The organism is Thermoanaerobacterium sp. RBIITD (assembly GCF_900205865.1).
Classification (GTDB): domain Bacteria; phylum Bacillota; class Thermoanaerobacteria; order Thermoanaerobacterales; family Thermoanaerobacteraceae; genus Thermoanaerobacterium.
On record NZ_LT906662.1, the window covers coordinates 1169156 to 1192391 of the forward strand.

Below are 23236 nucleotides of genomic sequence, written 5' to 3' on the forward strand. Positions count from 1 at the left end.
TTAAGTTAATATTCTATTGCTATAATAGGTGTTGCAACCCAGATATATGTTTTATTGTCATACTTGCTGTATCTTAATGATATGTTCAAATTTATTTTTTCACTTCCTAACTCAATATATTCCTTAATTTTATTTGTGTGAGCAGAAATGCTAAATAAATTCTCATCATTCAAACCTTCTACTTTTGCCGCATCCATATTCCCCATTACTTCTTTTACTATACTACTAATTCTGTCCTTATTCAACTGTCCCGGGAATGTTCCAACATAACATGTTGCAATTTTAGGTTCTAAACTTAAACTTGAATACGCTTTATTTATCTTCGACAACTCGTCTGCAACATTCATATTATTGTGTAACAGATATTCATCGATTAATATATATGTTTCACTTGAAGCATCGTTTTTAATACTTTGAATTATAATTGATACCTTTTTGTTTCCTGCATCATATTCTGAATCATATTGCCTAAAATTTTCCTGGTTAAGCTTTGACACTTTTACCTTTTTATCATCAATTCCCATTGATTTAATAATCTTTGCCGAAGTATTAGCCATTTCATTCATCATAGTAAATTTTGTGCTTGATTTTGCCCAAGCATTTATATTTGAATATTCATAATGTGCGCCGGTTTCTGTAAAGCTATTTTGAAGAAGCAAAATATCATCATTTTTTGCTGAAAATGCATTCATCTGAGAATTTAATAAAGCGAATACAACTATAATAGTAATGATGACTAATGATAGTTTTTTAAACATTCATATTCCTCCATTGTTTGTTTAATAAAAAGGGGGCAGTAAAACTACGGTAAATTCACAAGGGGGATAATAAATTCACCGTATCTTCCGCCCGACCTATTATAATTATTAGCAATATCCAATTATTTTATTCACAACATTAATAAAAAAGTAAATAAATAAAAATAAATTACTGTAATCCTGCTTACTCTGAAAATGTTCTGCAGCTCTGCTTCTGAGAGAATTATCTCAACTGGTTTGTTTTCCCATTTTCAATTTTCTTTTTAATTTGAAAGTATAATGTACACATCTGTCAAAGTCTCAAATACATCCATAAAATCGCCTCACAAATAAATTACTAAAAATGACATAAGAAATACTGTTACACTGTATTTGACATAAATTACAATGTTCCTTCTTTAAAAATATATCTTTTTATAACTATAATTGATAAAAAAAACTCTATTTAAATCGTTTATAGATTTGATTTCAAAAATATCATCATCAATCATTTAATTTGGGCCAATATTAGTTTAAAATGATTTAGCTTAACGTCCACAGGATAAATACCAATGCTCACAAGTAATTATTATCTCGGTTTAGTTTATGCAAAATTAAAAAGGCGGGTTTTATTCCCCACCTTTATATTCCTCCGGTTTATCTTTTGATATACCAAATGAATACTTTATTGCCGCTAAAATTCGCTTTGATGCATTTCCATCACCATATGGATTCACTGCATTCGCCATTTTATCATATTCGCTTTTGTCTGTAAGCAGTAGCTTTGCTTCATCATATACTCTATCAAAATCGGTTCCAATTATTTTAACTGTACCAGCATCAACTGCCTCTGGCCTTTCTGTCACATCTCTCAATACTAACACAGGTTTTCCTAATGAGGGTACTTCTTCTTGTAATCCGCCAGAATCTGTCATAACCATATAGCATCTTTTTAAAAGATTATGCATCTCATCTGTATCAATAGGATCTAAGAGAAGGACATTATCGATTCCGTCGAGGATGCTAAAAACGGTATCTCTTACAATAGGATTTTTATGAACCGGATATATTATATAGGTATCTTTATAATCAAAGGCAATCTTTCTTAAGGCATTGCATATGTCCTCAATTGGTTTTCCCCAATTTTCTCTTCTATGTGCCGTAACAACTATTACACGTCTATTTGAATAATCAATTTCATTAAGTTTATTATCCCTAAATACATATCCATCTTTTACTGTGTACTTCATTGCATCTATAACTGTATTACCAGTCACGAAAATATCTTTTTCATTTACGCCTTCTTTTAAAAGATTAGCTTTTGCTGTGGCAGTCGGTGCAAAATGCAAATCAGTAAGTACTCCTGTAAGCTTTCTATTTATCTCCTCCGGATATGGAAACCATTTATCATGGGACCTCAAACCTGCTTCAACATGACCTACTTTTATCTTTTTATAAAAGGCTGATAAAGCCGCAACAAATGTAGTTGTCGTATCACCGTGAACGAGAATAAGGTCAGGTTTTGCCCTTTCAAGTACATCGTCTAATCCCTTTAAAACTGATGATGTAATACCGGATAGAGACTGCTTTTTCTTCATTATATCAAGGTCATACTCTGGTGCTATATTAAAAAGCCTCAGCACCTGATCAAGCATATCACGGTGCTGAGCTGTAACACACACTATTGTGTTTATATCATTATCACTTTCTAATTCTTTTACAAGTGGTGCCATCTTTATTGCTTCGGGCCTTGTACCAAATATTGGCATAACTTTTAGCATGTTTTCAGCTCCTTATTAGTTGGCATTCATATTCTTTGCCTTATGTCCATATAAACCCATTTTATCTGCGCCCCATAATACAGCTAGAACAGAAACAATGAGAATTATGAGTCCTTCTATACCGCTGGTATATGTTATTAAGATCGCACTTATCCCCAAGAATAAGCTTACACCGTACATTACAAGTACAGCCTGCTTTTGAGTAAGTCCTAATGCTAATAATCTGTGATGGAGATGTCCTTTGTCAGCCTCCATTATAGGTTTTTTGTTTATAACTCTTCTGATTATAGCAAATGTTGTATCAAATACCGGCACGCCAAGTGCCAATATAGGTACAGCTATAGCAATTGCTGCCGCAGATTTTACAGCACCTTGAATTGAAACAGCAGATAACACAAATCCCAAGAACATTGCACCTGTATCACCCATAAATATCTTCGCCGGATTAAAATTGTACGGCAGGAAACCAAGCGCAGCACCTGTTACAGCAGCTGTAATAATCGCCGTTGCATATCTTCCGTTTAATAGTGATACTACAAAGAGTGAACCTGATGATATTGAGGCAATACCTGCAGCAAGACCGTCAAGGCCATCAATAAGATTCATCGCATTTGTAATACCTACTACCCAAAATATACTAAGTGGGATTGCAAAAATCCCGAGATTTATCATTCCATCACCAAATGGATTTGTCAGCCATTCGATTTTAACGCCACTAAGTACAACAACTAAAGCCGCTAAAAGTTGACCTAATAGTTTAACTTTTGATTTAAGCTCATATTTATCGTCAAATACGCCAAGTATTGCAATAATTGTACAGCCTGCAATAATACCTAAATTCGTATGTGATTTCGGCAGAAATAAAAGTATGCTTAAAATAGTACCAAGATAAATTGCTACTCCACCAAGCCTTGGCACAGGCTTTTTGTGAACACGCCTTTTATCTTTTGGTATATCAATGGCTCCAATTTTATAAGCCAATTTCTTTGCCGCTGGTGTAGCTATTAGTGCAACGAAAAATGCCACAGCAAACGACAAAATGTATATTTCCATTTTAACACTCCCTTGAATGTTTATACATACTTATATAATATGCCATACTTCACCCTTCTGTCAACTGTATTTTACCTTACAATCTTTACTATGTCAATGGCGGCTTCGTTGAGAAACTGTAATGACAGTTTATCAGGGTACTCCCCTTCATATACAACCCTTTTTATTCCAGCGTTAATAAGCATCTTTGCACACAATGAGCATGGGCTTACACTTATATAGATTGTAGCTCCCTTTGTGCTGACACCATTAAGCGCTGCCTGTATTATAGCATTCTGTTCTGCATGGGTACCCCTGCATAGCTCATGCCTTTCACCAGATGGTATACTAAGATTCTCCCTCATACATCCGACATCGACACAGTGCTTAAGACCGGATGGTGCGCCATTATACCCTGTCGAAATAATATGTCTATCCCTCACTATAACAGCGCCTACTTGCCTTCTCAAACATGTAGAGCGTGTCTTTACGACATCTACAACTTGCATAAAATATTCATCCCATGTGGGCCTCATTTTTAAGCAGTCCCTTCTTATTTCGTACCAAAGAGTCTGTCACCAGCATCACCAAGGCCTGGCACAATATATCCGTGTTCATTTAGCCTCTCATCAATACAAGCAACAAATATAGGCACATCAGGATACTCTTTATGAACTGCTTCTATTCCTTCTGGTGCCGCAATCAAGTTGACGAGCTTTATGCTTTGTGCACCTCTTTCTTTTAGAAAATGTATTGCTGCGCAAGCAGAACCACCAGTCGCCAGCATCGGATCAACAACTATCAGATCTCTTTCGCTAATATCTGTAGGCAGTTTACAATAATATTCAACAGGTTTTAATGTCTCCGGATCTCTGTATAGTCCTATATGGCCGACTTTCGCGGCAGGAATAAGCCTCATCATTCCATCTACCATTCCCAATCCTGCTCTTAAAATAGGCACAATTCCAAGCTTTTTCCCGGAAATAACCTTTGTTTTTGCAACAGCAATAGGTGTTTTAACTTCTATTTCTTCGAGTGGAAGGTCCCTTGTTACTTCATAAGCCATAAGCATTGCGATTTCTTCAACAAGTTCCCTAAATTCTTTCGATCCAGTATTCTCATCTCTAATAAGGCTTATTTTATGTTGTATCAGTGGGTGATCCAAAACATGCACATTATTATACATTTATTAACCTCCTAAAATTATTTTGAGTACTTCTTTTCAATGTCTGTAATCTTGTCAAGCCTCTTTTGGTGTCTTCCACCTTGAAATTTCGCATTTAACCATTCATCGACTATCATAATAGCAAGTCCTGGCCCTACTACTCTACCTCCCATGCACAGTACATTTGCATTATTATGCTCTTTTGAATATCTTGCAGAAAAAACATCAGATACATGCGCTGCTCTAATGCCAGGTACTTTATTGGCGGCAATTGATATACCAACGCCTGTCCCACACAAAAGTATACCTCTATCGCATTCACCACCAGCAACTGCTTCAGCTACTTTTAAAGCAAAGTCTGGATAGTCTACAGATTCATTGCTAAATGTTCCAAAATCCTTGTATTCAATTCCTTTTTCATTAAAATATTTTTTAATAGACTCTTTAAGGTCATATCCACCATGATCTGAACCAATTGCAATCATTTATAAGCTCCTTTCTTATAATTTTTCAATTATACGAGATATCGACGTGTACAATTCCTTCGCAGTCTTTTTATACACATCTTTGCTTAATCCAAAAGGGTCATCGATATCGCCTTCAAGCCCTGCAAATTCATTTACTGTAAAAATTTTATCAGCAAATTCTGGATACATAGATAAAAGTGTTTTTCTTTGATTCAGCGTCATTGTTAATACCAAATCAGCATCCTTCAAATATTCCCTTTTAAGGCTTCGTGATGTATGGTGTGATATATCTATACCATAATCTTCTTTAAGAGCCTCTATTGCCTTGTCTGTAGCCGGGCTTCCGTCAATTGCAAATGTTCCTGCAGATGACGCTTTATGTTCTAAGCCCTTCTTTTTTACAATTTCATTGAATATTCCTTCTGCCATGCTACTTCTACATGTATTACCTGTGCATATGAATAAAACTTTCATAGATTTACTCCTTCAATATGATTTCTTTGTACCCTGCAGCTTTTTCAAGTCTATTCATTATAGCAAGCCCAATCTCATCATAGCCGAAGCCTTCAGAATATACGACATCAACACCCTTTTTGTCGAATTCCCTAAGTACGTTAAACAGATTTTTTGCTATTGTCTCAGGTCTTTCTCTATCGCCGACGACTATAACTTCACCTTTTTGATACTTTTTGCATGTTTGCTCTGTTGCCATTATACCAACTTTTTTACCTTTATTCAATTGAAATTCTGTTAATTCTTGTATCTTTTTTGTAACATCATGAAGATTTCCCTTTACTATATATACTTCTGCATCAGGTGAATAATGTTTGTATTTCATGCCTGGTGCCTTTGGCTTTAATCCATTTGGTGGTTTTTTATAAACGATAGGGTCAACTTTTACAGAACCAATAGCCTTGATTATCATTTCTTTAGTAATACCACCTGGTCTTAATATCGTAGGAACCTCACCCGTCATATCTACAACAGTCGATTCTACTCCTACATCACATTTGCCGCCATCGATTATCATATCCACTCTTCCATTTAAGTCATTTATAACATGAGAAGCTTCTGTTGGACTTGGCTTACCAGATAAATTTGCACTTGGGGCTGACACAGGTATGCCCGCTCTTTCTATTAAAGTATGTGCAATAATATTTGATGGCATCCTGATTGCAACTGTATTCATGCCGGCTGTATTAATAGACGGCACGATATCTGATTTTTCAAATATCATTGTAAGTGGACCCGGCCAAAAATTTTCCATCATAATCACTGCATTTTTTGGTACACTTTTAACATATCTATACAAGTCTTCAAATTTCGCTATATGAAGAATAAGGGGATTGTCCTGCGGCCTCCCCTTTGCAATAAAAATCTTTTTAACAGCATCAGGATTTAATGAATTGGCACCTATGCCATAGACGGTTTCTGTCGGAAATGCGACTAAGCCGCCATCTAAGAGAATCTTCGCAGCTTCATCTATTAAATTCACGTCAGGATTTTCTCTATCAAGCTTTATAATCTTTGTCATATGTAAACTTCCTTTCAAATATAAACATTTTGAAATTCTTTGCTACCTCTGAATGGCGAGACTTTCATACTACTTCCGTTATTATTATACCACTAATAATCCCTACAATCATACCAAGAACAGAAATCCTGCCTCTATATAAGTCGCGAGCTTCAGGTATCATCTCACCGCATGTCACATAAAGCATCGCACCACCTGCGATTGCAAGGTTTAGTGATATAAAAAAAGGGGACACTTCTCCCATATATACACCTGCAGCTGTTCCAATACCAGTTGGTATTCCTGCAAGTATCGCATATATCATATTTTTAAAAGGCGTAACACCACCGATTGAAAGCGGTGTCGACATAGCGACACCCTCTGGTATGTCATGCAATGCTATAACAAGAGCTATGCTTATTCCAAGTGAACTTGATGACATGAAACCAGACCCAACGGCAAGTCCTTCAGGGAAATTATGTATCGCTATTGCAAAGCCCATTATTATTCCTTCTCTTAAATAATTATTTCTTTTCCCCTGCTCAGGTAAAATATCTTCAAAAAATACAACAATAAGAACACCCGCTATAAGCCCCAGCATACCAATTTTAAGTCCACCTATTTCAAATGCATGTGGAAGCAAATCAAAAGTTACGACAGACAGCATAAGACCACCAGCAAAACCCATAATAGTGCTTAAAAATCTATTTGATGGCTTTCTATAAAGGTATGTAATAGCACCGCCAGCACCTGTGCCGATTATCCCAATAATAAACCCCATGATAATAACATTTGAATTACTCATAAAATCACCCCTTATCTAACTAAAATTTATTCGTAAAGGGATTTTAATATGATAGAATGTGAAACAAAATCTACCCGGTTGGTAGGAGGTCCAATCCGGGTAGAATATAGCGTCCTCAATGAGGACAGCTGGGGGGCAATTTAAAATTTTCACAATGTGAATTATTGAAGTGTTGCTTATAATTATAAATTAAGATTAATGTGTGGTCAAGTTAAAAATGTTTAACAATTTAAAAAAATACATAAGTTGCATAAATAGCAAGATTTAATTCATCATAATTCAGCCGCTACCAACTATTATATATACTTTGAAATTATTTAAAAAAAAAGAGCTTGAATAATCAAGCCACAATCTTAAAACATATTACGTAACTAAAATAAAGTTCAATCAATTACATTAAAAAAAGGCTTTAAAGTCTTTTATTATTCTATGTTTTCTAGTTTTTCTGCCTGGTCCTCTGTCGCCAATGCATCAATTATTTCATCAAGATCCCCGTCAAGAACCATTTGCAATTTATATAGTGTAAGTCCTATCCTGTGGTCTGTCACCCTTCCTTGTGGAAAATTATAAGTCCTTATCCTCTCACTCCTGTCTCCTGTACCGACCTGTGACTTCCTTGTTTCAGAAATTTCTTTTTCTTTTTCTTCTTGTGCCATCTCATAGAGTTTAGCTCTTAATATCTTCATAGCGCGCTCTCTGTTTTGGAGCTGCGACCTCTCATCCTGGCATGATATAACAATTCCCGTCGGAATATGTGTTAATCTCACTGCAGAGTCTGTCGTATTTACACTCTGTCCGCCATGGCCACCTGATCTAAAGACATCAATCTTTATATCATTAGGGTTTATCTCAATATCCACATCTTCTACTTCAGGTAAAACCGCAACAGTTGCCGTTGATGTATGAATCCTTCCACCAGCCTCTGTAGTAGGTATCCTCTGAACTCGGTGTACACCGCTTTCATATTTTAGCCGACTATATGCTCCTTTACCGGTAATATTCAAAACTACTTCTTTAAATCCTCCAAGCTCTGTCGCATTAGAGCTCATCACCTCATATTTCCAATGTCTCTTCTCGGCATACATCGTATACATTCTAAATAAATCATACGCAAATAAAGCAGCTTCTTCCCCACCGGCACCTGCTCTTATCTCCATAATAACGTCTTTATCATCATTTGGATCTTTTGGTATTAAAAGAAGCTTTATTTCATTTAATATATTATTTTCTTTTTCCTCAAGGCCTCTTAATTCTTCCTGTGCCATATCTTTTAGGTCGTCATCAAGCTCTATGATTTCTTTTGTGGAATTTATATCATCTAAAACCTTTTTGTATTCGCGATATTTTTGAACAATCTCCTCTAGGCTCGCATGTTCTTTAACTAACTTCTGCCACTCAGCCATGTTCTTCATTACATCAGGGTCAGCAATCTTCTGACTTAATTCTACATACCTATCCTCGATAGTCTTAAGTTTATCTATCATCATCTCACCTCAAAGGTTGATTATATCATATTATGCATATTTTGAAAATAGGGGGATGTCGTCTTTTAATATACCAAAAACCCTATTACACCTGCTAATATTATCATCAATATTGGGTCAACTTTGTATTTAGATGTTGCAATAAATGCTGCTAAAAATATTATCACGCTTTTATAGTCTATAAAGGAACCATATGCTACTAATATTGCTGCAGCTGCTATAAGTCCAACAACAGCAGGCCTTAAACCGGTAAAAGCAGCATCAACATATTTATTATTTCTGAATTTAAAGAAAAACTTAGACATTGTAAGAATAATTATTACCGACGGCAGTACAACACCTACTGTCGCAAATGTTGAGCCTATAATGCCTGCAACTTTATATCCCACATATGTAGCAGTATTAATTGCTACAGGTCCAGGTGTAACCTGTGATATCGCGACGACATTTATAAATTCTTTAGTTGTAAGCCAATTATTTGCATTTACGACTTCCTGCTGTATTAAAGGAAGCATGGCATATCCGCCGCCAAAGCTAAATAATCCAATCTTAAAAAAAGAAAATAATAGCTTTAAATATATCAATTTCTATCAGCCCTTTCACTATGTCTTTCATTCCAAATATAAAAGCCTAAACCGCAAATCGCAGCAATTATAATTACATAAATCGGGCTAAATTTCAAAAAGCCTACGGCTATCGCCACAACTATAGGAATAATAACCGTTTTTTTATTTACTTTTGCATCCTTCGCAAGATTTAAAACAGGTGCAGCAATTAATGCCACAACAGCAGGTCTGATTCCTTTAAATATTCTCTCGACAATGGGATTTCCCTGTACTCCAACAAAAAATGACGCTATAATAAGGATAATCAAGAATGAAGGCAGCGCAGAGCCAATAGTTGTAAATATTGCACCAGTCACACCAGCAATTTTATATCCTACAAAAACGGCAGTATTAATAGCGATAGGGCCCGGTGCTGACTGCGCTACAGCTATCATATCTATAAATTCCTCCCGGTCTATCCACTTCTTTCGCTCTACAACTTCTTTTTGTATAAGCGGCAGCATTGCATAGCCACCTCCAAGTGTAAATGCTCCAATCTTAAAAAAGGATATAAACATCTCGATATACAATCTCAAAATAAAACCTCCTTGTTTTATTTCCCTATCAAAACTCTATCGATGCCCTGCAAATCCTTTATGATCTCAATATGCGAATAACCATAATTTTTGAGGAGATTTTCCACATCTTGTGCCTGGTCATAACCTACTTCAAATGCCATCATTGCATCTTTTTTCATATAATTATGCGAATCTTTTATTATTCTCCTATAAAAGTCAAGGCCATCTTCCCCACCGTCTAAGGCAATTATCGGCTCCTTCTTGACTTCTTCCTGTAAATCCTTTATCTCATTGCTTCTTATATAGGGTGGATTTGATACGATAACATCAAATTTTACATTATTTGGAAGTGAAGAATATAAATCACTTCTTATGAATGTGACCTTGTCCTCTACATTATTCATAATTGCATTTTCGCGAGCTATTTTAAGTGCATCGATGCTTATATCAACTGCAAAGACTTGTACATCCTTATATTTGGCTATGCTTACTGCTATTGCACCACTTCCTGTGCCGATGTCAAGAACTGCATCGCCATTTTTAAGCCTTTTTAAGACTTCCTCAACTAGAATCTCTGTGTCATTCCTCGGTATTAAAACAGAAGGGCTTACATTAAATATAAGTCCCATAAAATACTTCTTTCCAACAATATATTGGTATGGTATATTCTCTTTTCTCATTTCCAAAAGGTCAAAAAATCGTTTTATATCATCGGGGCTCAATTCTTTATCCCTATTTACAATAATGTATGTCCTATCGACATTTAGGACATATGATAGCAGAAGTTCCGCCTCTAAGCGGGGCTCCTTAATATTGCCATTTAAATACTCCATGCCATATCTTACAGCATCAGATATCTTCAAAAGCTTTTCCTCCCTCATCTTCAAGGACACTTTTAAGTGATGCTATCGCAACTTCCAATTGGCTGTCATCAGGTTCTTTTGTTGTAAGCTTCTGCATAAGCAATCCCGGATATATAAGTGCACCTATTATCTTGCTGTCGCTGTGGCCCGCGATTTTTATGACTTCATAAGATATCCCGGCTACAACAGGAAGCAGAAGTACTCTACTTATTATCCTAATATAAAGTGTCGGCCATTTAAGAAATGAAAATACAATTATTGAAACTATCATAACTATAAATAAAAAATTAGTGCCGCACCTTGGATGCAATGTCGTGTATTTGCGGGCATTCTCCACTGTAAGCGCTTCTTCATGTTCAAAGCAATGTATCGTCTTATGCTCTGCCCCATGGTATTCAAATACCCTCCTGATATCCTTCATATGTGATATTAAAACAAGGTACAAAAGAAAAATGCCTACCCTTATGACACCTTCTGCAAAATTTATTAAAATTGTATTCTCTGTGTATTTCTTTATAAATCCTGCAATATAAGTAGGACCAATAAAAAATACTACTATTGATATCGCTAAAGATACTGCAACAGAAAAAAACATAACAATATCATCAAGCTTATCGCCAAACATCTTTTTCAAAAATAAATCAAATTTAGAGGGTTCTTCATCTTCACCTTCTATCATCTCTGCAGAATATGTAAGTGTTTTAATGCCTATAATAAGAGAATCAATTAGGGCAATAGTCCCTCTTATAAAAGGTATGGAAAGAATTTTATATTTTTTAGTCAATGGCTTTGCCATATCTTTTTTTACAATAATTTCATCGCCTTTTCTAATTGCTGTAGCCACACTGTTATGTCCCCTCATCATTACACCTTCAATAACTGCTTGGCCGCCAATATCTGTCTTTTTCATCATATCACCTCTAAATGCACTAATTAAAATCTATCCTGTCACATTAGCATTCATGCCAATATGCCGCAAATTAAAAGCATATCATCTTTCATGCTATGTACGTGGAACTTCATGGCACTTCCTGCACCTTGCTTCATAGGACTCCTTTGCACCAACCATGATTATTGGATCATCGTAATTTGCTGGCTTTCCGTTTATTAGCCTCTGTGTACGTGTTGCAGGGTTACCGCATTTCATGCATATAGCAGTAAGCTTATCTACGAACTCAGCGATCGCCATGAGATCAGGCGTCGGTCCAAATGGCTCACCGCGAAAATCCAAATCAAGTCCGGCACAGATTACTCTCTTGCCGCTATCCGCTATCTCCCTCACTATATCTACTATTTCATAGTCTAAAAACTGAACCTCATCAATTGCAAAAACGTCTGTATCTTTTTCAATATGCCTCAATATATCTGATGCCTTAACAATCGCGATTGCATGCATATTATCGCCATTGTGTGATACGACTTTATCGATCGAATACCTGTCATCTATTGCAGGCTTAAAAACCTGTACTTTCTGCTTTGCAATCTTTGCTCTTTTTATTCTTCTTATGAGCTCCTCACTTTTACCGCTGAACATGGGTCCTGTTATAACTTCTATATACCCATGGTCTGTAGGCCCGTATATCATTAAAACCCACCTCTTCAGTATTTATTGTAATACAATAAAAGGTTAGAGCAATACACTCTAACCAACCTGTTATTTTGCATTAATGTTGTATTTTTTCTTAAATCTTTCTACTCTTCCACCACTATCAATCAACTTCTGCTGACCTGTAAAAAGCGGATGACATTTTGAGCATATTTCTACTCTAAGTTCTTTTTTTGTCGAACCTGTTATAAATGTATTGCCACAGGCACATCTTACAACCGCATCATGGTAATATTTTGGATGTATTCCCTCTTTCATCGCCTTCACCTCTTTCAAACCGGAATTACACTTAAATGATTATAACATACCTATATAATAATATCAAGATTTATAAAGCTGCGATCTAATGGCCTCTATAAATTCAGCATTTGTCCTTGTCCTCATAAGCCTCTCTATGAGCATCTCGGTTACTTCACCAGGTTGAACGCTGCTCATGGCTTTTCGAATCATCCACATAGCCTCAAGCTCTTTTTGTGATAATAAAAGCTCTTCTTTTCTTGTCCCTGATTTGTATACATCAATGGCCGGGAATATGCGCCTTTCCTGAAGTTTCCTGTCAAGGTGAAGCTCCATATTGCCTGTACCTTTGAACTCTTCAAATATGACGTCATCCATACGGCTTCCCGTCTCAATCAATGCTGTTGCAAGAATCGTTAAGCTGCCGCCTTCTTCTATATTTCTTGCAGCGCCAAAAAATCTCTTTGGTGGATGTAGTGCAGACGGATCGAGTCCACCAGATAGAGTCCTTCCGGATGGCGGCGTAACAAGGTTATATGCCCTTGCAAGCCTCGTTATACTGTCCATAAGGATTACAACATCCTTGCCATATTCGACAAGCCTTTTTGCATACTCCAATACCATTTCAGCTACTTTTGTATGGTGTTCTGGAAGTTCATCAAATGTAGAGTAGACAACTTCACCTTTTATTGACCTCTTCATATCTGTTACTTCTTCAGGTCTTTCATCAATTAAAAGCACGATTAAATGTACTTCAGGATGATTTATAGAAATGCTGTTTGCGATTTTTTTAAGTAATGTTGTTTTACCTGCTTTTGGAGCAGCAACTATCATACCTCTTTGCCCTTTTCCTATTGGTGCAATAATATCTACAAGCCTCATGGCAAGTTCGGTTGGAATCGTTTCAAGCTTTAATCTTTCATCTGGGAAAATAGGAGTAAGTTCATCAAAAGGAATTCTCTTCTTTGCAAGATCTGGGTTTTCACCGTTTATTGATTCTACATAAAGAATTGCAGAATATTTTTCCCCTTCCCTTGGAATCCTTGTAATGCCTTTGACTTTATCACCAACTTTTAGGCCAAAACGCCTTATCTGTGATTGCGAAATATATATATCTTTGTTGCCTTGAATAAAATTTTCAACCCTTAAAAATCCATAACCGTCCGGCATTATATCAAGGACACCTTCTGCAACTACATCACCTTGTGTTTCAATAAGCTCTTTTAATGGCTCAGAAACATCGCTTATAAGTGGCAGTCCTTCTTTAATAAAGATGCTCTGAGGTTTTTTTGTCTCTTTTTCCCGCTCTTTTACTTCATTTTCATCGTTATTTTCTTCAATTACTGCTTCACTTTCTTCGACATTTTCTTCATCTTTTACTGCTTCATTCTCGTGTTTTACCTTTAATGCCTCATCAATGTCTTCTTTTGCTTCTTTTATGCTTACAGCGGTATTTTCTTTGTTTGCAAGGCGGGACTTCAATCTTCTTCTAAGCTCTTCATAATCAGCATCAGATTTTTCAAGTTCTTCAACAGGTATATTTATTTCTCTAATGCTGCGTTTTTCTTCTTCTTTATCGTCTTTATTTTCATCCACTTTTTCTTCTTTTTTTGCTTCTACTATATCATCTTTCTTCGGTTCATTTTTTTCTTCGGCTTTTTCTTCTTTTTTCTCTTCAATTATGTCTTCTTTCTCTTCATCCTCTACCATTGCGTTAGCATTGTTGTCGTCATCTTTTATCTCTTCCGGCTTTATAGCTTCATCCTCTGCTTTCTCTACTTCAGCATTTTCGTCTTTTACATCTATCAGTTCATTATTTTTTTCGTCAATATTGATCTGCTTTGACTTCTCAACAATGAGCTCCTTTAACTGCTGCTTTCTGTACTTTGTGATACTTTTAATCCCATAGCTTTTAGCTATATCCCTTAGTTCCATCAGGGATTTACCTTCTAATTCACTAAAATCCAAAAAAAGGCACCTCCTAAGTATAATTATTTAATATGATTTTAATTTGGGATTTTATTAAAAAATTATATTATATAATTTTAGTAATAGAATTTGTTTAAGATTGGTCATCGAATACATGGATAATTTAAATGTTATATTCATGATGTATTCTTGAGCCATTCAAACGTTATACACTATTTATATTTTATTATACTTAATCAAAAAGTCAAGTATAATTTATATAATTTTAATATTATTTTAACAACTATTTATATTATCGACACATTAAATAAAAATATTCAGCATAAAAGAAAAAAGTCAGAGAAAAATTCCCTGACTTGAATTTATTAACCACTTTACTTTTTCGGTACTGTCTCCCAATCCTTTAGGAACCGCTCAATACCTATATCTGTTAGTGGATGTTTTATCATCTGCATTATGACTTTGTATGGCACTGTTGCTATATGTGCACCGACCTTTGCAGCTTCAAGCACATGCATAGGATGTCTTATACTTGCAGCAATTACTTCTGTATCAATACCGTAATTGTCAAAGATCTGAACAATGTCTGCCACAAGCTCAAGACCGTCTGATGATATATCATCAAGCCTTCCAACAAATGGGCTTACATATGTCGCACCTGCACGAGCTGCTAAAAGCGCCTGAGTAGCTGAGAATATAAGTGTCACATTTGTCTTTATACCTTTACTTGAAAGAATCTTTACAGCTTTTAATCCTTCCGCTGTCATAGGTATCTTTATTACGATGTTTTTATGTATCTTTGCAAGTTCAACCGCTTCTTTTACCATTCCATCATGGTCTTCTGATACAACTTCTGCACTAATGGGGCCATCGACAATTGTTGTAATCTCTTTTACAACTTCTATGAAGTCTCTACCTTCTTTCGCTATAAGTGAAGGATTTGTTGTAACACCACATATTACGCCAAGTTCGTTGGCTTCTCTAATTTCGTCAACATTCGCAGTGTCAATAAATAACTTCATACAACCGTCCCCTTTCAATTATTATTAATTAACCCATAGTGACGAAAGATGTCCTTATAGTATTCAAAGCTTAAGCCTTACCAGCTGAGCCAAACAATCTCATCTTATTCTTAACAACTTCCTTCATTGCATCTTTACATGGACCTAATATCTTTCTCGGATCGTATACCTCGTGGTCATTTTGTAAAAGCTCTCTTAATCTTGCAGCAAAGCCTTGTCTTATATCTGTATCGATATTGATTTTATTGACGCCTAAGCTTACAGCAGTCCTTATTGCATCCTCTGGGACTCCAGATGCCCCGTGAAGAACAATAGGCATATTTAGCATGCCCTTTATCTTCTTGAGTCTTTCAAAGTCAAGTTTTGGTTCACCTTTGTATGGCCCATGAGCAGTGCCTATCGATATTGCAAGGTAATCGACGCCTGTCTCGGTAGCAAACTTATATGCCTCATCAGGATCTGTCATAGCAGCTTCTCTCTCGTCAACCGTGACATTGTCTTCTGTACCGCCAATTTTGCCTATCTCAGCTTCTACAGAGACACCCATGCCGTGGGCAATTTTAACTACATTTTTTGTTACTTCTATGTTCTTTTCAAGGGGTAATTTGGAAGCATCCATCATAACTGATGTCCAGCCATTCCTTAAGCACTTCATAACGTTATTAAAATCTGTACCATGGTCTAAGTGTAACGCGATGGGAACTGATGCACGATTAGCCAAAGTTCTTACGATTGCAGAAATGGTCTCTATGCCGGCATATTTTAAACCGCCTTCACTAACTTGTATAATGGCAGGAGATTTCATTTCTTCTGCAGCCTCAACGATGGCCTGTGTTATCTCAAGATTGCTTGTATTAAAAGCACCAACTGCATATCCTTCCTCGTGTGCTTTTTTCAATAATTCTATACCTGTTACTAACATCATAACACCTCCTTAATATATTTTAACCAATTAACTTGTATAAATCAAGAAAAAAGGTACCTTGCGGTACCTTTACACCATCATTTTGTCGTTTAAAATTTTATTTATGTAATCCTTAAGCTTGAAAATATCAAAAGGCTTTTTGATGAAATGTTGCCCATTGAAAGATTCATCAGGCTCATCCGCTGACATGAAAATAGTTACCATATGGGAATATTTATGTTTCAGTTTCTCAGTAAATTTTAAAATATCGCATCTTCCGACATGGATATCAAATATCCCCAAGTCCGGCGAAAATGAAGCAAGTCTGTCATAAAGCATTTCTATGTCTGAACATGTTTCAACATCATGCCCTTCCATTGAAAAAAGTTCTTTTAATAATGCACATATTCCTTTATTGTCATCAACTACCAATATCCTCCCCATCTTAACATAATCTCCCATCGATATAGTAAATAATATTATGCAAATATAAAACCTATTTGAATGTTACTACTGTACATAATACCTAGCATAAAACTACAAATAATTTATCGCTTCGATTCGCTTCTTTCTTATTTACACACAATAATATATATTCCACATAAATCTAAATATTCCTTTATTTTTATTAAAAAAATATTAAATTATTATACATTTATGAATAAAGTTATTTGTCGAATTTATATAACTATCTTACATAAACTTAAAAAAATAATCCCCAATAGGGATTATTTTTTTAGAAAATTATATAGCGTCAATGTCATATCATATGCATCAGCCCATTCGACATTTTCTTTATTTTTCATTTTATTATAAGCCATGTCAGATATTAGTCCTTTTTTATGCGCAAGTTCAAACAATTTCCCCTCATTTGCTGATATATCATTTTTAAATCCTCCATATGTCAAAAGTATTTCAGATGCCTCTTCTTTATTTATAGGCTTATTAACTATAAATCTCTGAAGATTTGTATAGTTTTCATCAACAATTTGAGCCTTATCTGGTATAGCATTTCTTATCATATTCGATGTCATATAATAAAATGATATACTTGATGCATTCTCATTAAGCCTATAATCATTATTATATCCAGGAACAATAAGACCCCAATGGAGCACAAATTTAAGCCCATCGAAAGCCCAGTTTTTCTCAACCTTATTTTCCACTTTAAATGGTGTAAGATATGCACCTTGGCTTATAAGTATCGATTGAATTTTCTTTATATCATCCATATTATTCATTATCTCGGTATATGATTTGTTTTTTGCGATTGAGTATGCTGCAGCGACACCTGCCGCATCGCCCTCCGCCATACCAATTGGTATCGTCCTTGCAGAACCTGCAGCAAGATGGCTGTATGATGCGGATCTTCCAACTACAAGTAGGTTATCAACATTTTTCGGCACGATGCACCTAAATGATATAGCATATTCTATTGGCTTTCCATAAACAAATCCTGTATCATTTGGAGATGTTGCCTGTACATCAACAGGATATGAGCCTAATGCAATCCTGTCATCAAAATCCCTATTAAAAACCACATCATTTATATCTAATGTGTAATACCCTTTTATGTGCCTCGTCTCCCTTATATAAGGCTCATCTGCAGTACCGGCAAACGAAGCTTTTTCAAATCCCGGAACTTTTGCCTTAAGGAAGTCTACAACTCTTGGTAGCTCTGATTTTGCAAGTTCTATTCCATTATTAATGGATTCTTGGTTAAGACCATCAACACCATAGATTAAAAGAGCGTTAATTAAAACAGTTCCATCATCCTGTTTTCCGAGGTTAAGACCTCTTAACCTTAACATAGGTGTTGACGGCTTGTAATTTTTAGTAATAGTAGCAAAGCCGTTTGCAGAAGTGTCATCTATAAATGTCGCAGGTATCTTCTTTTCATCTTTTATAATTTTTACTAAATGATTCCAATCAATTCCCTTCAATTTAAAGATAAGTGTTGATGCTTGTACTCTATTTTTTATCCCTATATCCTCCGCACCTATTGTATATGGAACACCTGATGCAGCTGCAACATCGGCATCCTGAGTTGCATCGATTATCCTCTTTCCATAGAAATTTATATCCTTCCCGTCTTTTCTAACTGTTATGCCTATAATCTTGTTTCCTTCCATTATGGGCTTTTCAAAGATTGTATTAAATAATGTCGTAATATTAGGCATGTCTAAAAGATTTCTAAAAACCTCTTTTGCCCGCTTCACATCAAAAGAAGTCTTTGAACCTATTCCTTTAAAGAATTCTTCAAATGTCCCTTGTGTTAAAAGCGTACCTTTTGGGTCTCTACTCATATCAATAGTATTTAGCATCCCGTATGTCATAAGCCCGCCAGGTCCGTCGTGTTTATCAATGATCAGTACTTTTGCATCGTTTTTTGCAGCAAACCTTGCCGCAGCAACACCCTCCGGTTCAGCACCTACAACTATTACATCGTACTTACCTTTGTCATCTGGAAGATTGAGCTTTGGGGGTGCTGGAAGTTTTTGCTTTTCTTCCGTTAAAGTAGGCAGTTTTTTATTTCTATGCGTATAAAAATAGCCGCCAATTGCTGTAATGATCGCTATAGAAATAATAAACAATGATATCACGATTATCAAATACTTCTTTGGCAAAAAACTCACCTCAAACGAATGTTATTTATATTTTGATTATAACATTAAAAGAGACATTTTTTCTACATGATAATATAAAAGTATGAAATAAAAGTTGGCATATAAATTTCTTCACTCTATGCACCTTCATTTAAGAATTTATACTGCGACATATAAAGATTATAATAAAGGCCTCTAAGTCTCATAAGTTCATTATGGGTACCTGTCTCTACAATTCTTCCACCTTCAACCACCATTATCTTGTCGCAGTCCCTTGTTGTAGATAGTCTGTGAGCAATTACAAAAGAGGTTCTGCCCTTAAGCAATTTACTTATGCCCCTTTGTACAAGCCTCTCTGTCTGTGTATCAATATTTGAGGTCGCTTCATCAAGTATCAATATCCTAGGATTTGCAAGCAGTGCCCTTGCAAAGGATATAAGCTGCCTCTGCCCGACAGATAGCCTTGATCCCCTTTCATTTACTTCCGTATCATAGCCTTTTTCCATCTTCATAATAAAATCGTGGGCATTTACGGCTTTTGCCGCAGCGATGACTTCCTCATCTGTCGCATCAAGTCTGCCATATCTTATATTCTCCTTAATAGTCGCCGAAAACAAAAATGTGTCTTGAAGCATTATACCCATCTGGCTTCTCAATGACTCTAACTCAACATTTTTAACATTTCTCCCGTCTATGAGAACATCACCACTTTTAGAATCATAAAAGCGGCTAATAAGGTTCACAATCGTTGTTTTGCCTGCACCTGTAGGGCCAACTAGTGCTACAGTTTCACCAGGCTTAACTTTAAAGCTCACATTATCTAAGACAGTTGTCCCATCTTCATAACCAAAAGTCACATTTTTAAACTCCACAGTTCCTTTTATTTTCGGCATCTTAACCGCATTATTGATATCTATGATATCAGGCTTAATGTCCATTATCTCAAATATTCTTTCCGCAGATGCAAAGGACATTATGAGGCTGTTGTAGAAATTGCTTATATCGAGAATAGGCCTCCAAAACATACCTATATACATAGTAAATGCAATAATTGTACCTATTGTTAAGCCGTCATTCATCAATTTTGAACTGTACCAATATAAAAGAACTACGCCAAATCCATACGATGTATCCACCATAGGCCAGAATAAGTCGTTAAGCTTTACCGCATGTACAAACCCATTCATCATATCTTTTACCAAGCCAAAGAAGGTATCAGATGTCCTCTTTTCATTAGCAAATGCCTGAACGACTTTTATGCCTGAAAAGTCTTCATGTGTATAGGCATTAAATGTCGAACGCTTCCTTCTAAAATTCTGCCATCTTCTCCTGGAAAATGTTTCTATTGAAAAAAGTCCTATAACAAGTATCGGCAGCAACGTTATTGAAGCTAGTGCCAGTTTAGTATTTAAATAAAACATCATCAATCCAACACAGATTACTGTTAAAAGCTGTGGGATAAAATTCGTTACACTATTGTTAAATAAATCTTGAAGAGAATTGACATCGCCAATTACCCTCGCCAAAATCTTGCCAACAGGCCTGCTGTCGAAAAAAGAAAATGAAAGCTTTTGGATGTGGCTGTAAAGTTCATGCCTTATCCTTACCAATATATCATTCGTCACAGAAGCCATCTTGACTATTCTTGTCTTAGATGCCAGCATCGAAAGAAAATTTATCGAAACCATAAACGCACCAATAAGTAAAAGTCCTTTTATATCATTGTTTTTAACATTTTTGTCGATAGCTATCTTTAAAAGAAGCGGATTTATAAGATTGACAAACATCTCAAAGATTAAAAGCAATATTACTAAAAATACTTTTAATTTATATTTTTTTAGATAGCTAAACAACCTTTCGATGATGACAATATTCGACATCCGTCTTAAATCTTCATCTTGTTTTACTGTATTTTTCGCCATTTATTACTCCTCCCTCAAATCAAATGTCTATCATTCAACAGTGCACATATCATATGATTCATCATCTAAATCAGAGAAATCTTTAAATTGTTCACAGTATATTTCGTAATATTTCCCTTTTTTCGCTAATAGTTCCTCATGTGTACCTCTTTCGACAATTCGTCCATCTTCCATGTAGATTATCATATCTGAATTCTTCACAGCCGATATTCTGTGAGCAATTATGAATGTCGTTGCATCTTTGTGCCTCTCATTTAGGTTTTTCAAAAGTCGGTATTCGGTATCCATATCAAGTGCAGATGTAGCATCATCGAGTATCAGTATTTTCGCATCCCTTATAAGTGCCCTTGCAATTGATATCCTCTGCTTTTGACCGCCTGATAATCCGATACCCCTTTCGCCAATCACTGTATCGTATTTATCATCAAGTTCCTCTATGAAATCATCTACACATGCGAGTTTACATGCATCAACGATTTCATCCATTGTTGCATCAGGCTTTCCAAACTTTATGTTTTCTTCAATGCTGGCTGAAAATAAGAATGTGTCCTGCTGGACAACCGCCATTTGGCTTCTTAAATCTTCAAGGTTTATCTCTCTTACATCATGTCCATCAATATATATTGCACCGTCTAAAACGTCATAGTATCTTCCAATCAAATTGATGATAGATGATTTTCCTGATCCTGTTGTACCCATTATTGCGACTGTCTTTCCTGCGTCTACCTTTAGATTAATATCTTTAAGCACTAATTCGTCATTGTATCTAAATGACACATTTCTAAACTCTATATCACCTTTTAGATTATCTAGCCTTACCGAATTCGCACTATCTCTAATCTCTGGCACCACGTCCATGATTTTCATAATCTTTTTTGCCGATGCATCTGACTGTGCTATTAAATTTGTCAAAAATCCCAGCATTCTCATTGGCCATATCAGCATGTATATATAACCGCTAAAGGCTACTAATTCTCCAATAGACAATGTAGAGTGTATTACAAGTACTCCGCCTAATACTACTAATATAACGATTGAGAGATTCGTGAGAAAATCAATCGGCGGAAAATACCTTGATACTATTCTGTTTTGTTCCATGCTTAACTCAAAATTCTCGTTATTTAAATTTAAAAACTTCATTATCTCATATTTTTCCCTTGCAAAAGCTTTTACAAGCCTTACACCTGCTATATTTTCCTGTGCCGCCGTATTCATTAGCACCCCTTGGTCACTGAGTTTTCCATAGGATATGCCTATTTTTTTCTCAAACTGTAGTGCAAGATAACCAATTAGTGGCATACCAGCAAGGCAAACAAATGTCAGCTTCCAGTTTATAAGGAACAAGATTACAGATGCTGTAACAAAATAAATCATGTTTTCGATAAATAGCCTTATTCCAAATGAGACGCTTCTCCATATATTGTCAACATCCTCACCTATTCTCGACATAAGCTCACCTGTATTCATGCTGTCAAAGTAACTAAAAGGAAGACTTTGTATGTGGTCGAAAAGGTCCTTCTTTATATCTATGCTTATCTTTGCTGAAAGTACATCAAATATATACTCCTTCACATACCCAAGCACAGCCCTTAAAACCGTAATTGCAATAAATCCCCACAGTATAGGCCATAATAAGCTTTTATTTCCGCCTATAAATACTTTATCAGTTATAAGCTCCTGAAGATATGGATTAAACATATCAAGAGCAATTGCAAGTATCATCGCAATAGTTGGTATTATAACGTGCCACTTGTACCTTAAAACATATTTTAAAACTCTGCTCAAAAATATCCCCCCTAAGAAAATAAAGACTGTACAAGAACATAGTCTTATACAGTCTTTTTTAAGCAAACTTTGATACACAATAATTATATGTGCAATTATTGCGTATAAAGGCAAAGATCGTGTTGGACTGTGTTCTTAAACAATTTAAAGTACAGCAAACAAAGCCAATAAATTACCATAAATTTACGGCTTCAAATTAAAATGCCATACTTATCACGCCATTTTCAGTTTAATGGCTTATTTAAGAACACCCTT

The 23236-nt window shown here is 35.6% G+C and carries 23 protein-coding genes; all 23 read right to left on the minus strand.

Annotation, left to right across the window (positions count from 1 at the left end; all coding sequences use genetic code 11):
* Positions 1-5: 5 nt before the first annotated feature.
* The gene (locus CPG45_RS05355) at positions 6-758 is read right to left on the minus strand and encodes a YwmB family TATA-box binding protein (protein ID WP_096230970.1); all 753 of its coding nucleotides are present in this window, start codon (positions 756-758) and stop codon (positions 6-8) included.
* Positions 759-1366: 608 nt separating this feature from the next.
* On the minus strand, positions 1367-2518 hold the full coding sequence (wecB, locus tag CPG45_RS05360) for a non-hydrolyzing UDP-N-acetylglucosamine 2-epimerase (RefSeq protein ID WP_096230971.1): 1152 nt from the start codon (positions 2516-2518) through the stop codon (positions 1367-1369).
* A gap of 15 nt (positions 2519-2533) precedes the next feature.
* Positions 2534-3571 (minus strand): glycosyltransferase family 4 protein, encoded by a 1038-nt coding sequence (locus tag CPG45_RS05365; RefSeq protein ID WP_096230972.1) that lies wholly within the window; start codon positions 3569-3571, stop codon positions 2534-2536.
* 71 nt (positions 3572-3642) lie between these two features.
* Positions 3643-4086, minus strand: a complete 444-nt coding sequence (locus tag CPG45_RS05370) for a deoxycytidylate deaminase (protein WP_096230973.1) — start codon at positions 4084-4086, stop codon at positions 3643-3645.
* Positions 4087-4103: 17 nt separating this feature from the next.
* Positions 4104-4736: a uracil phosphoribosyltransferase gene (gene upp / locus CPG45_RS05375; RefSeq protein WP_096230974.1), complete on the minus strand. Its 633-nt coding sequence runs from the start codon at positions 4734-4736 to the stop codon at positions 4104-4106.
* Positions 4737-4753: 17 nt separating this feature from the next.
* On the minus strand, positions 4754-5200 hold the full coding sequence (gene rpiB / locus CPG45_RS17385; RefSeq protein ID WP_231969018.1) for a ribose 5-phosphate isomerase B: 447 nt from the start codon (positions 5198-5200) through the stop codon (positions 4754-4756).
* A gap of 15 nt (positions 5201-5215) precedes the next feature.
* The gene (locus tag CPG45_RS17390) at positions 5216-5656 is read right to left on the minus strand and encodes a low molecular weight protein arginine phosphatase (RefSeq protein ID WP_231969019.1); all 441 of its coding nucleotides are present in this window, start codon (positions 5654-5656) and stop codon (positions 5216-5218) included.
* A gap of 4 nt (positions 5657-5660) precedes the next feature.
* The gene (locus CPG45_RS05385) at positions 5661-6716 is read right to left on the minus strand and encodes an L-threonylcarbamoyladenylate synthase (protein ID WP_096230975.1); all 1056 of its coding nucleotides are present in this window, start codon (positions 6714-6716) and stop codon (positions 5661-5663) included.
* Positions 6717-6780: 64 nt separating this feature from the next.
* The gene (locus CPG45_RS05390) at positions 6781-7500 is read right to left on the minus strand and encodes a ZIP family metal transporter (protein WP_096230976.1); all 720 of its coding nucleotides are present in this window, start codon (positions 7498-7500) and stop codon (positions 6781-6783) included.
* A gap of 422 nt (positions 7501-7922) precedes the next feature.
* The gene (gene prfA / locus CPG45_RS05395; protein WP_096230977.1) at positions 7923-8984 is read right to left on the minus strand and encodes a peptide chain release factor 1; all 1062 of its coding nucleotides are present in this window, start codon (positions 8982-8984) and stop codon (positions 7923-7925) included.
* A gap of 65 nt (positions 8985-9049) precedes the next feature.
* Positions 9050-9568, minus strand: a complete 519-nt coding sequence (locus CPG45_RS05400) for a chromate transporter (protein ID WP_197702842.1) — start codon at positions 9566-9568, stop codon at positions 9050-9052.
* Positions 9565-10125, minus strand: a complete 561-nt coding sequence (locus tag CPG45_RS05405) for a chromate transporter (protein ID WP_172856489.1) — start codon at positions 10123-10125, stop codon at positions 9565-9567. Before CPG45_RS05405 ends, CPG45_RS05400 begins: the two co-directional genes overlap by 4 nt.
* A gap of 17 nt (positions 10126-10142) precedes the next feature.
* Positions 10143-10970 carry a peptide chain release factor N(5)-glutamine methyltransferase gene (gene prmC, locus CPG45_RS05410; RefSeq protein WP_096230978.1) on the minus strand — a complete coding sequence of 276 codons (828 nt, stop codon included), beginning with the start codon at positions 10968-10970 and terminating at the stop codon, positions 10143-10145.
* On the minus strand, positions 10957-11880 hold the full coding sequence (locus tag CPG45_RS05415) for a DUF1385 domain-containing protein (protein WP_096230979.1): 924 nt from the start codon (positions 11878-11880) through the stop codon (positions 10957-10959). The genes prmC and CPG45_RS05415 overlap by 14 nt, the downstream gene beginning before the upstream one ends.
* Positions 11881-11973: 93 nt before the next feature.
* On the minus strand, positions 11974-12555 hold the full coding sequence (locus CPG45_RS05420) for a thymidine kinase (protein WP_096230980.1): 582 nt from the start codon (positions 12553-12555) through the stop codon (positions 11974-11976).
* Positions 12556-12624: 69 nt separating this feature from the next.
* Positions 12625-12834 (minus strand): 50S ribosomal protein L31, encoded by a 210-nt coding sequence (gene rpmE / locus CPG45_RS05425; protein WP_096230981.1) that lies wholly within the window; start codon positions 12832-12834, stop codon positions 12625-12627.
* Between the two features lie 63 nt (positions 12835-12897).
* Positions 12898-14781, minus strand: coding sequence for a transcription termination factor Rho (gene rho, locus CPG45_RS05430; protein ID WP_096230982.1), 1884 nt, complete (start codon positions 14779-14781; stop codon positions 12898-12900).
* A gap of 335 nt (positions 14782-15116) precedes the next feature.
* Positions 15117-15764, minus strand: a complete 648-nt coding sequence (gene fsa, locus CPG45_RS05435; protein WP_096230983.1) for a fructose-6-phosphate aldolase — start codon at positions 15762-15764, stop codon at positions 15117-15119.
* A 70-nt stretch (positions 15765-15834) separates the two neighbouring features.
* Positions 15835-16686 (minus strand): class II fructose-1,6-bisphosphate aldolase, encoded by an 852-nt coding sequence (locus CPG45_RS05440; protein WP_096230984.1) that lies wholly within the window; start codon positions 16684-16686, stop codon positions 15835-15837.
* A 72-nt stretch (positions 16687-16758) separates the two neighbouring features.
* Positions 16759-17112, minus strand: coding sequence for a response regulator (locus tag CPG45_RS05445; protein WP_096230985.1), 354 nt, complete (start codon positions 17110-17112; stop codon positions 16759-16761).
* A 284-nt stretch (positions 17113-17396) separates the two neighbouring features.
* Positions 17397-19295: an FAD-dependent oxidoreductase gene (locus CPG45_RS05450; RefSeq protein WP_096230986.1), complete on the minus strand. Its 1899-nt coding sequence runs from the start codon at positions 19293-19295 to the stop codon at positions 17397-17399.
* 116 nt (positions 19296-19411) lie between these two features.
* Positions 19412-21196: an ABC transporter ATP-binding protein gene (locus tag CPG45_RS05455; protein ID WP_096230987.1), complete on the minus strand. Its 1785-nt coding sequence runs from the start codon at positions 21194-21196 to the stop codon at positions 19412-19414.
* Positions 21197-21226: 30 nt separating this feature from the next.
* A complete protein-coding gene (locus CPG45_RS05460; protein ID WP_096230988.1) occupies positions 21227-22981 on the minus strand; it encodes an ABC transporter ATP-binding protein in 1755 nt (584 codons plus the stop codon).
* Positions 22982-23236: the final 255 nt, after the last annotated feature.

Excerpts from the sequence above, each read along its gene's own strand:
- CPG45_RS05355 (WP_096230970.1), bottom strand. The coding sequence starts at position 758 with ATGTTTAAAAAACTATCATTAGTCATCATTACTATTATAGTTGTATTC.
- wecB (WP_096230971.1), bottom strand. The coding sequence starts at position 2,518 with ATGCTAAAAGTTATGCCAATATTTGGTACAAGGCCCGAAGCAATAAAG.
- CPG45_RS05365 (WP_096230972.1), bottom strand. The coding sequence starts at position 3,571 with ATGGAAATATACATTTTGTCGTTTGCTGTGGCATTTTTCGTTGCACTA.
- CPG45_RS05370 (WP_096230973.1), bottom strand. The coding sequence starts at position 4,086 with ATGAGGCCCACATGGGATGAATATTTTATGCAAGTTGTAGATGTCGTA.
- upp (WP_096230974.1), bottom strand. The coding sequence starts at position 4,736 with ATGTATAATAATGTGCATGTTTTGGATCACCCACTGATACAACATAAA.
- rpiB (WP_231969018.1), bottom strand. The coding sequence starts at position 5,200 with ATGATTGCAATTGGTTCAGATCATGGTGGATATGACCTTAAAGAGTCT.
- CPG45_RS17390 (WP_231969019.1), bottom strand. The coding sequence starts at position 5,656 with ATGAAAGTTTTATTCATATGCACAGGTAATACATGTAGAAGTAGCATG.
- CPG45_RS05385 (WP_096230975.1), bottom strand. The coding sequence starts at position 6,716 with ATGACAAAGATTATAAAGCTTGATAGAGAAAATCCTGACGTGAATTTA.
- CPG45_RS05390 (WP_096230976.1), bottom strand. The coding sequence starts at position 7,500 with ATGAGTAATTCAAATGTTATTATCATGGGGTTTATTATTGGGATAATC.
- prfA (WP_096230977.1), bottom strand. The coding sequence starts at position 8,984 with ATGATAGATAAACTTAAGACTATCGAGGATAGGTATGTAGAATTAAGT.
- CPG45_RS05415 (WP_096230979.1), bottom strand. The coding sequence starts at position 11,880 with ATGAAAAAGACAGATATTGGCGGCCAAGCAGTTATTGAAGGTGTAATG.
- CPG45_RS05420 (WP_096230980.1), bottom strand. The coding sequence starts at position 12,555 with ATGATATACGGGCCTACAGACCATGGGTATATAGAAGTTATAACAGGA.
- rpmE (WP_096230981.1), bottom strand. The coding sequence starts at position 12,834 with ATGAAAGAGGGAATACATCCAAAATATTACCATGATGCGGTTGTAAGA.
- fsa (WP_096230983.1), bottom strand. The coding sequence starts at position 15,764 with ATGAAGTTATTTATTGACACTGCGAATGTTGACGAAATTAGAGAAGCC.
- CPG45_RS05440 (WP_096230984.1), bottom strand. The coding sequence starts at position 16,686 with ATGTTAGTAACAGGTATAGAATTATTGAAAAAAGCACACGAGGAAGGA.
- CPG45_RS05445 (WP_096230985.1), bottom strand. The coding sequence starts at position 17,112 with ATGGGGAGGATATTGGTAGTTGATGACAATAAAGGAATATGTGCATTA.
- CPG45_RS05455 (WP_096230987.1), bottom strand. The coding sequence starts at position 21,196 with ATGGCGAAAAATACAGTAAAACAAGATGAAGATTTAAGACGGATGTCG.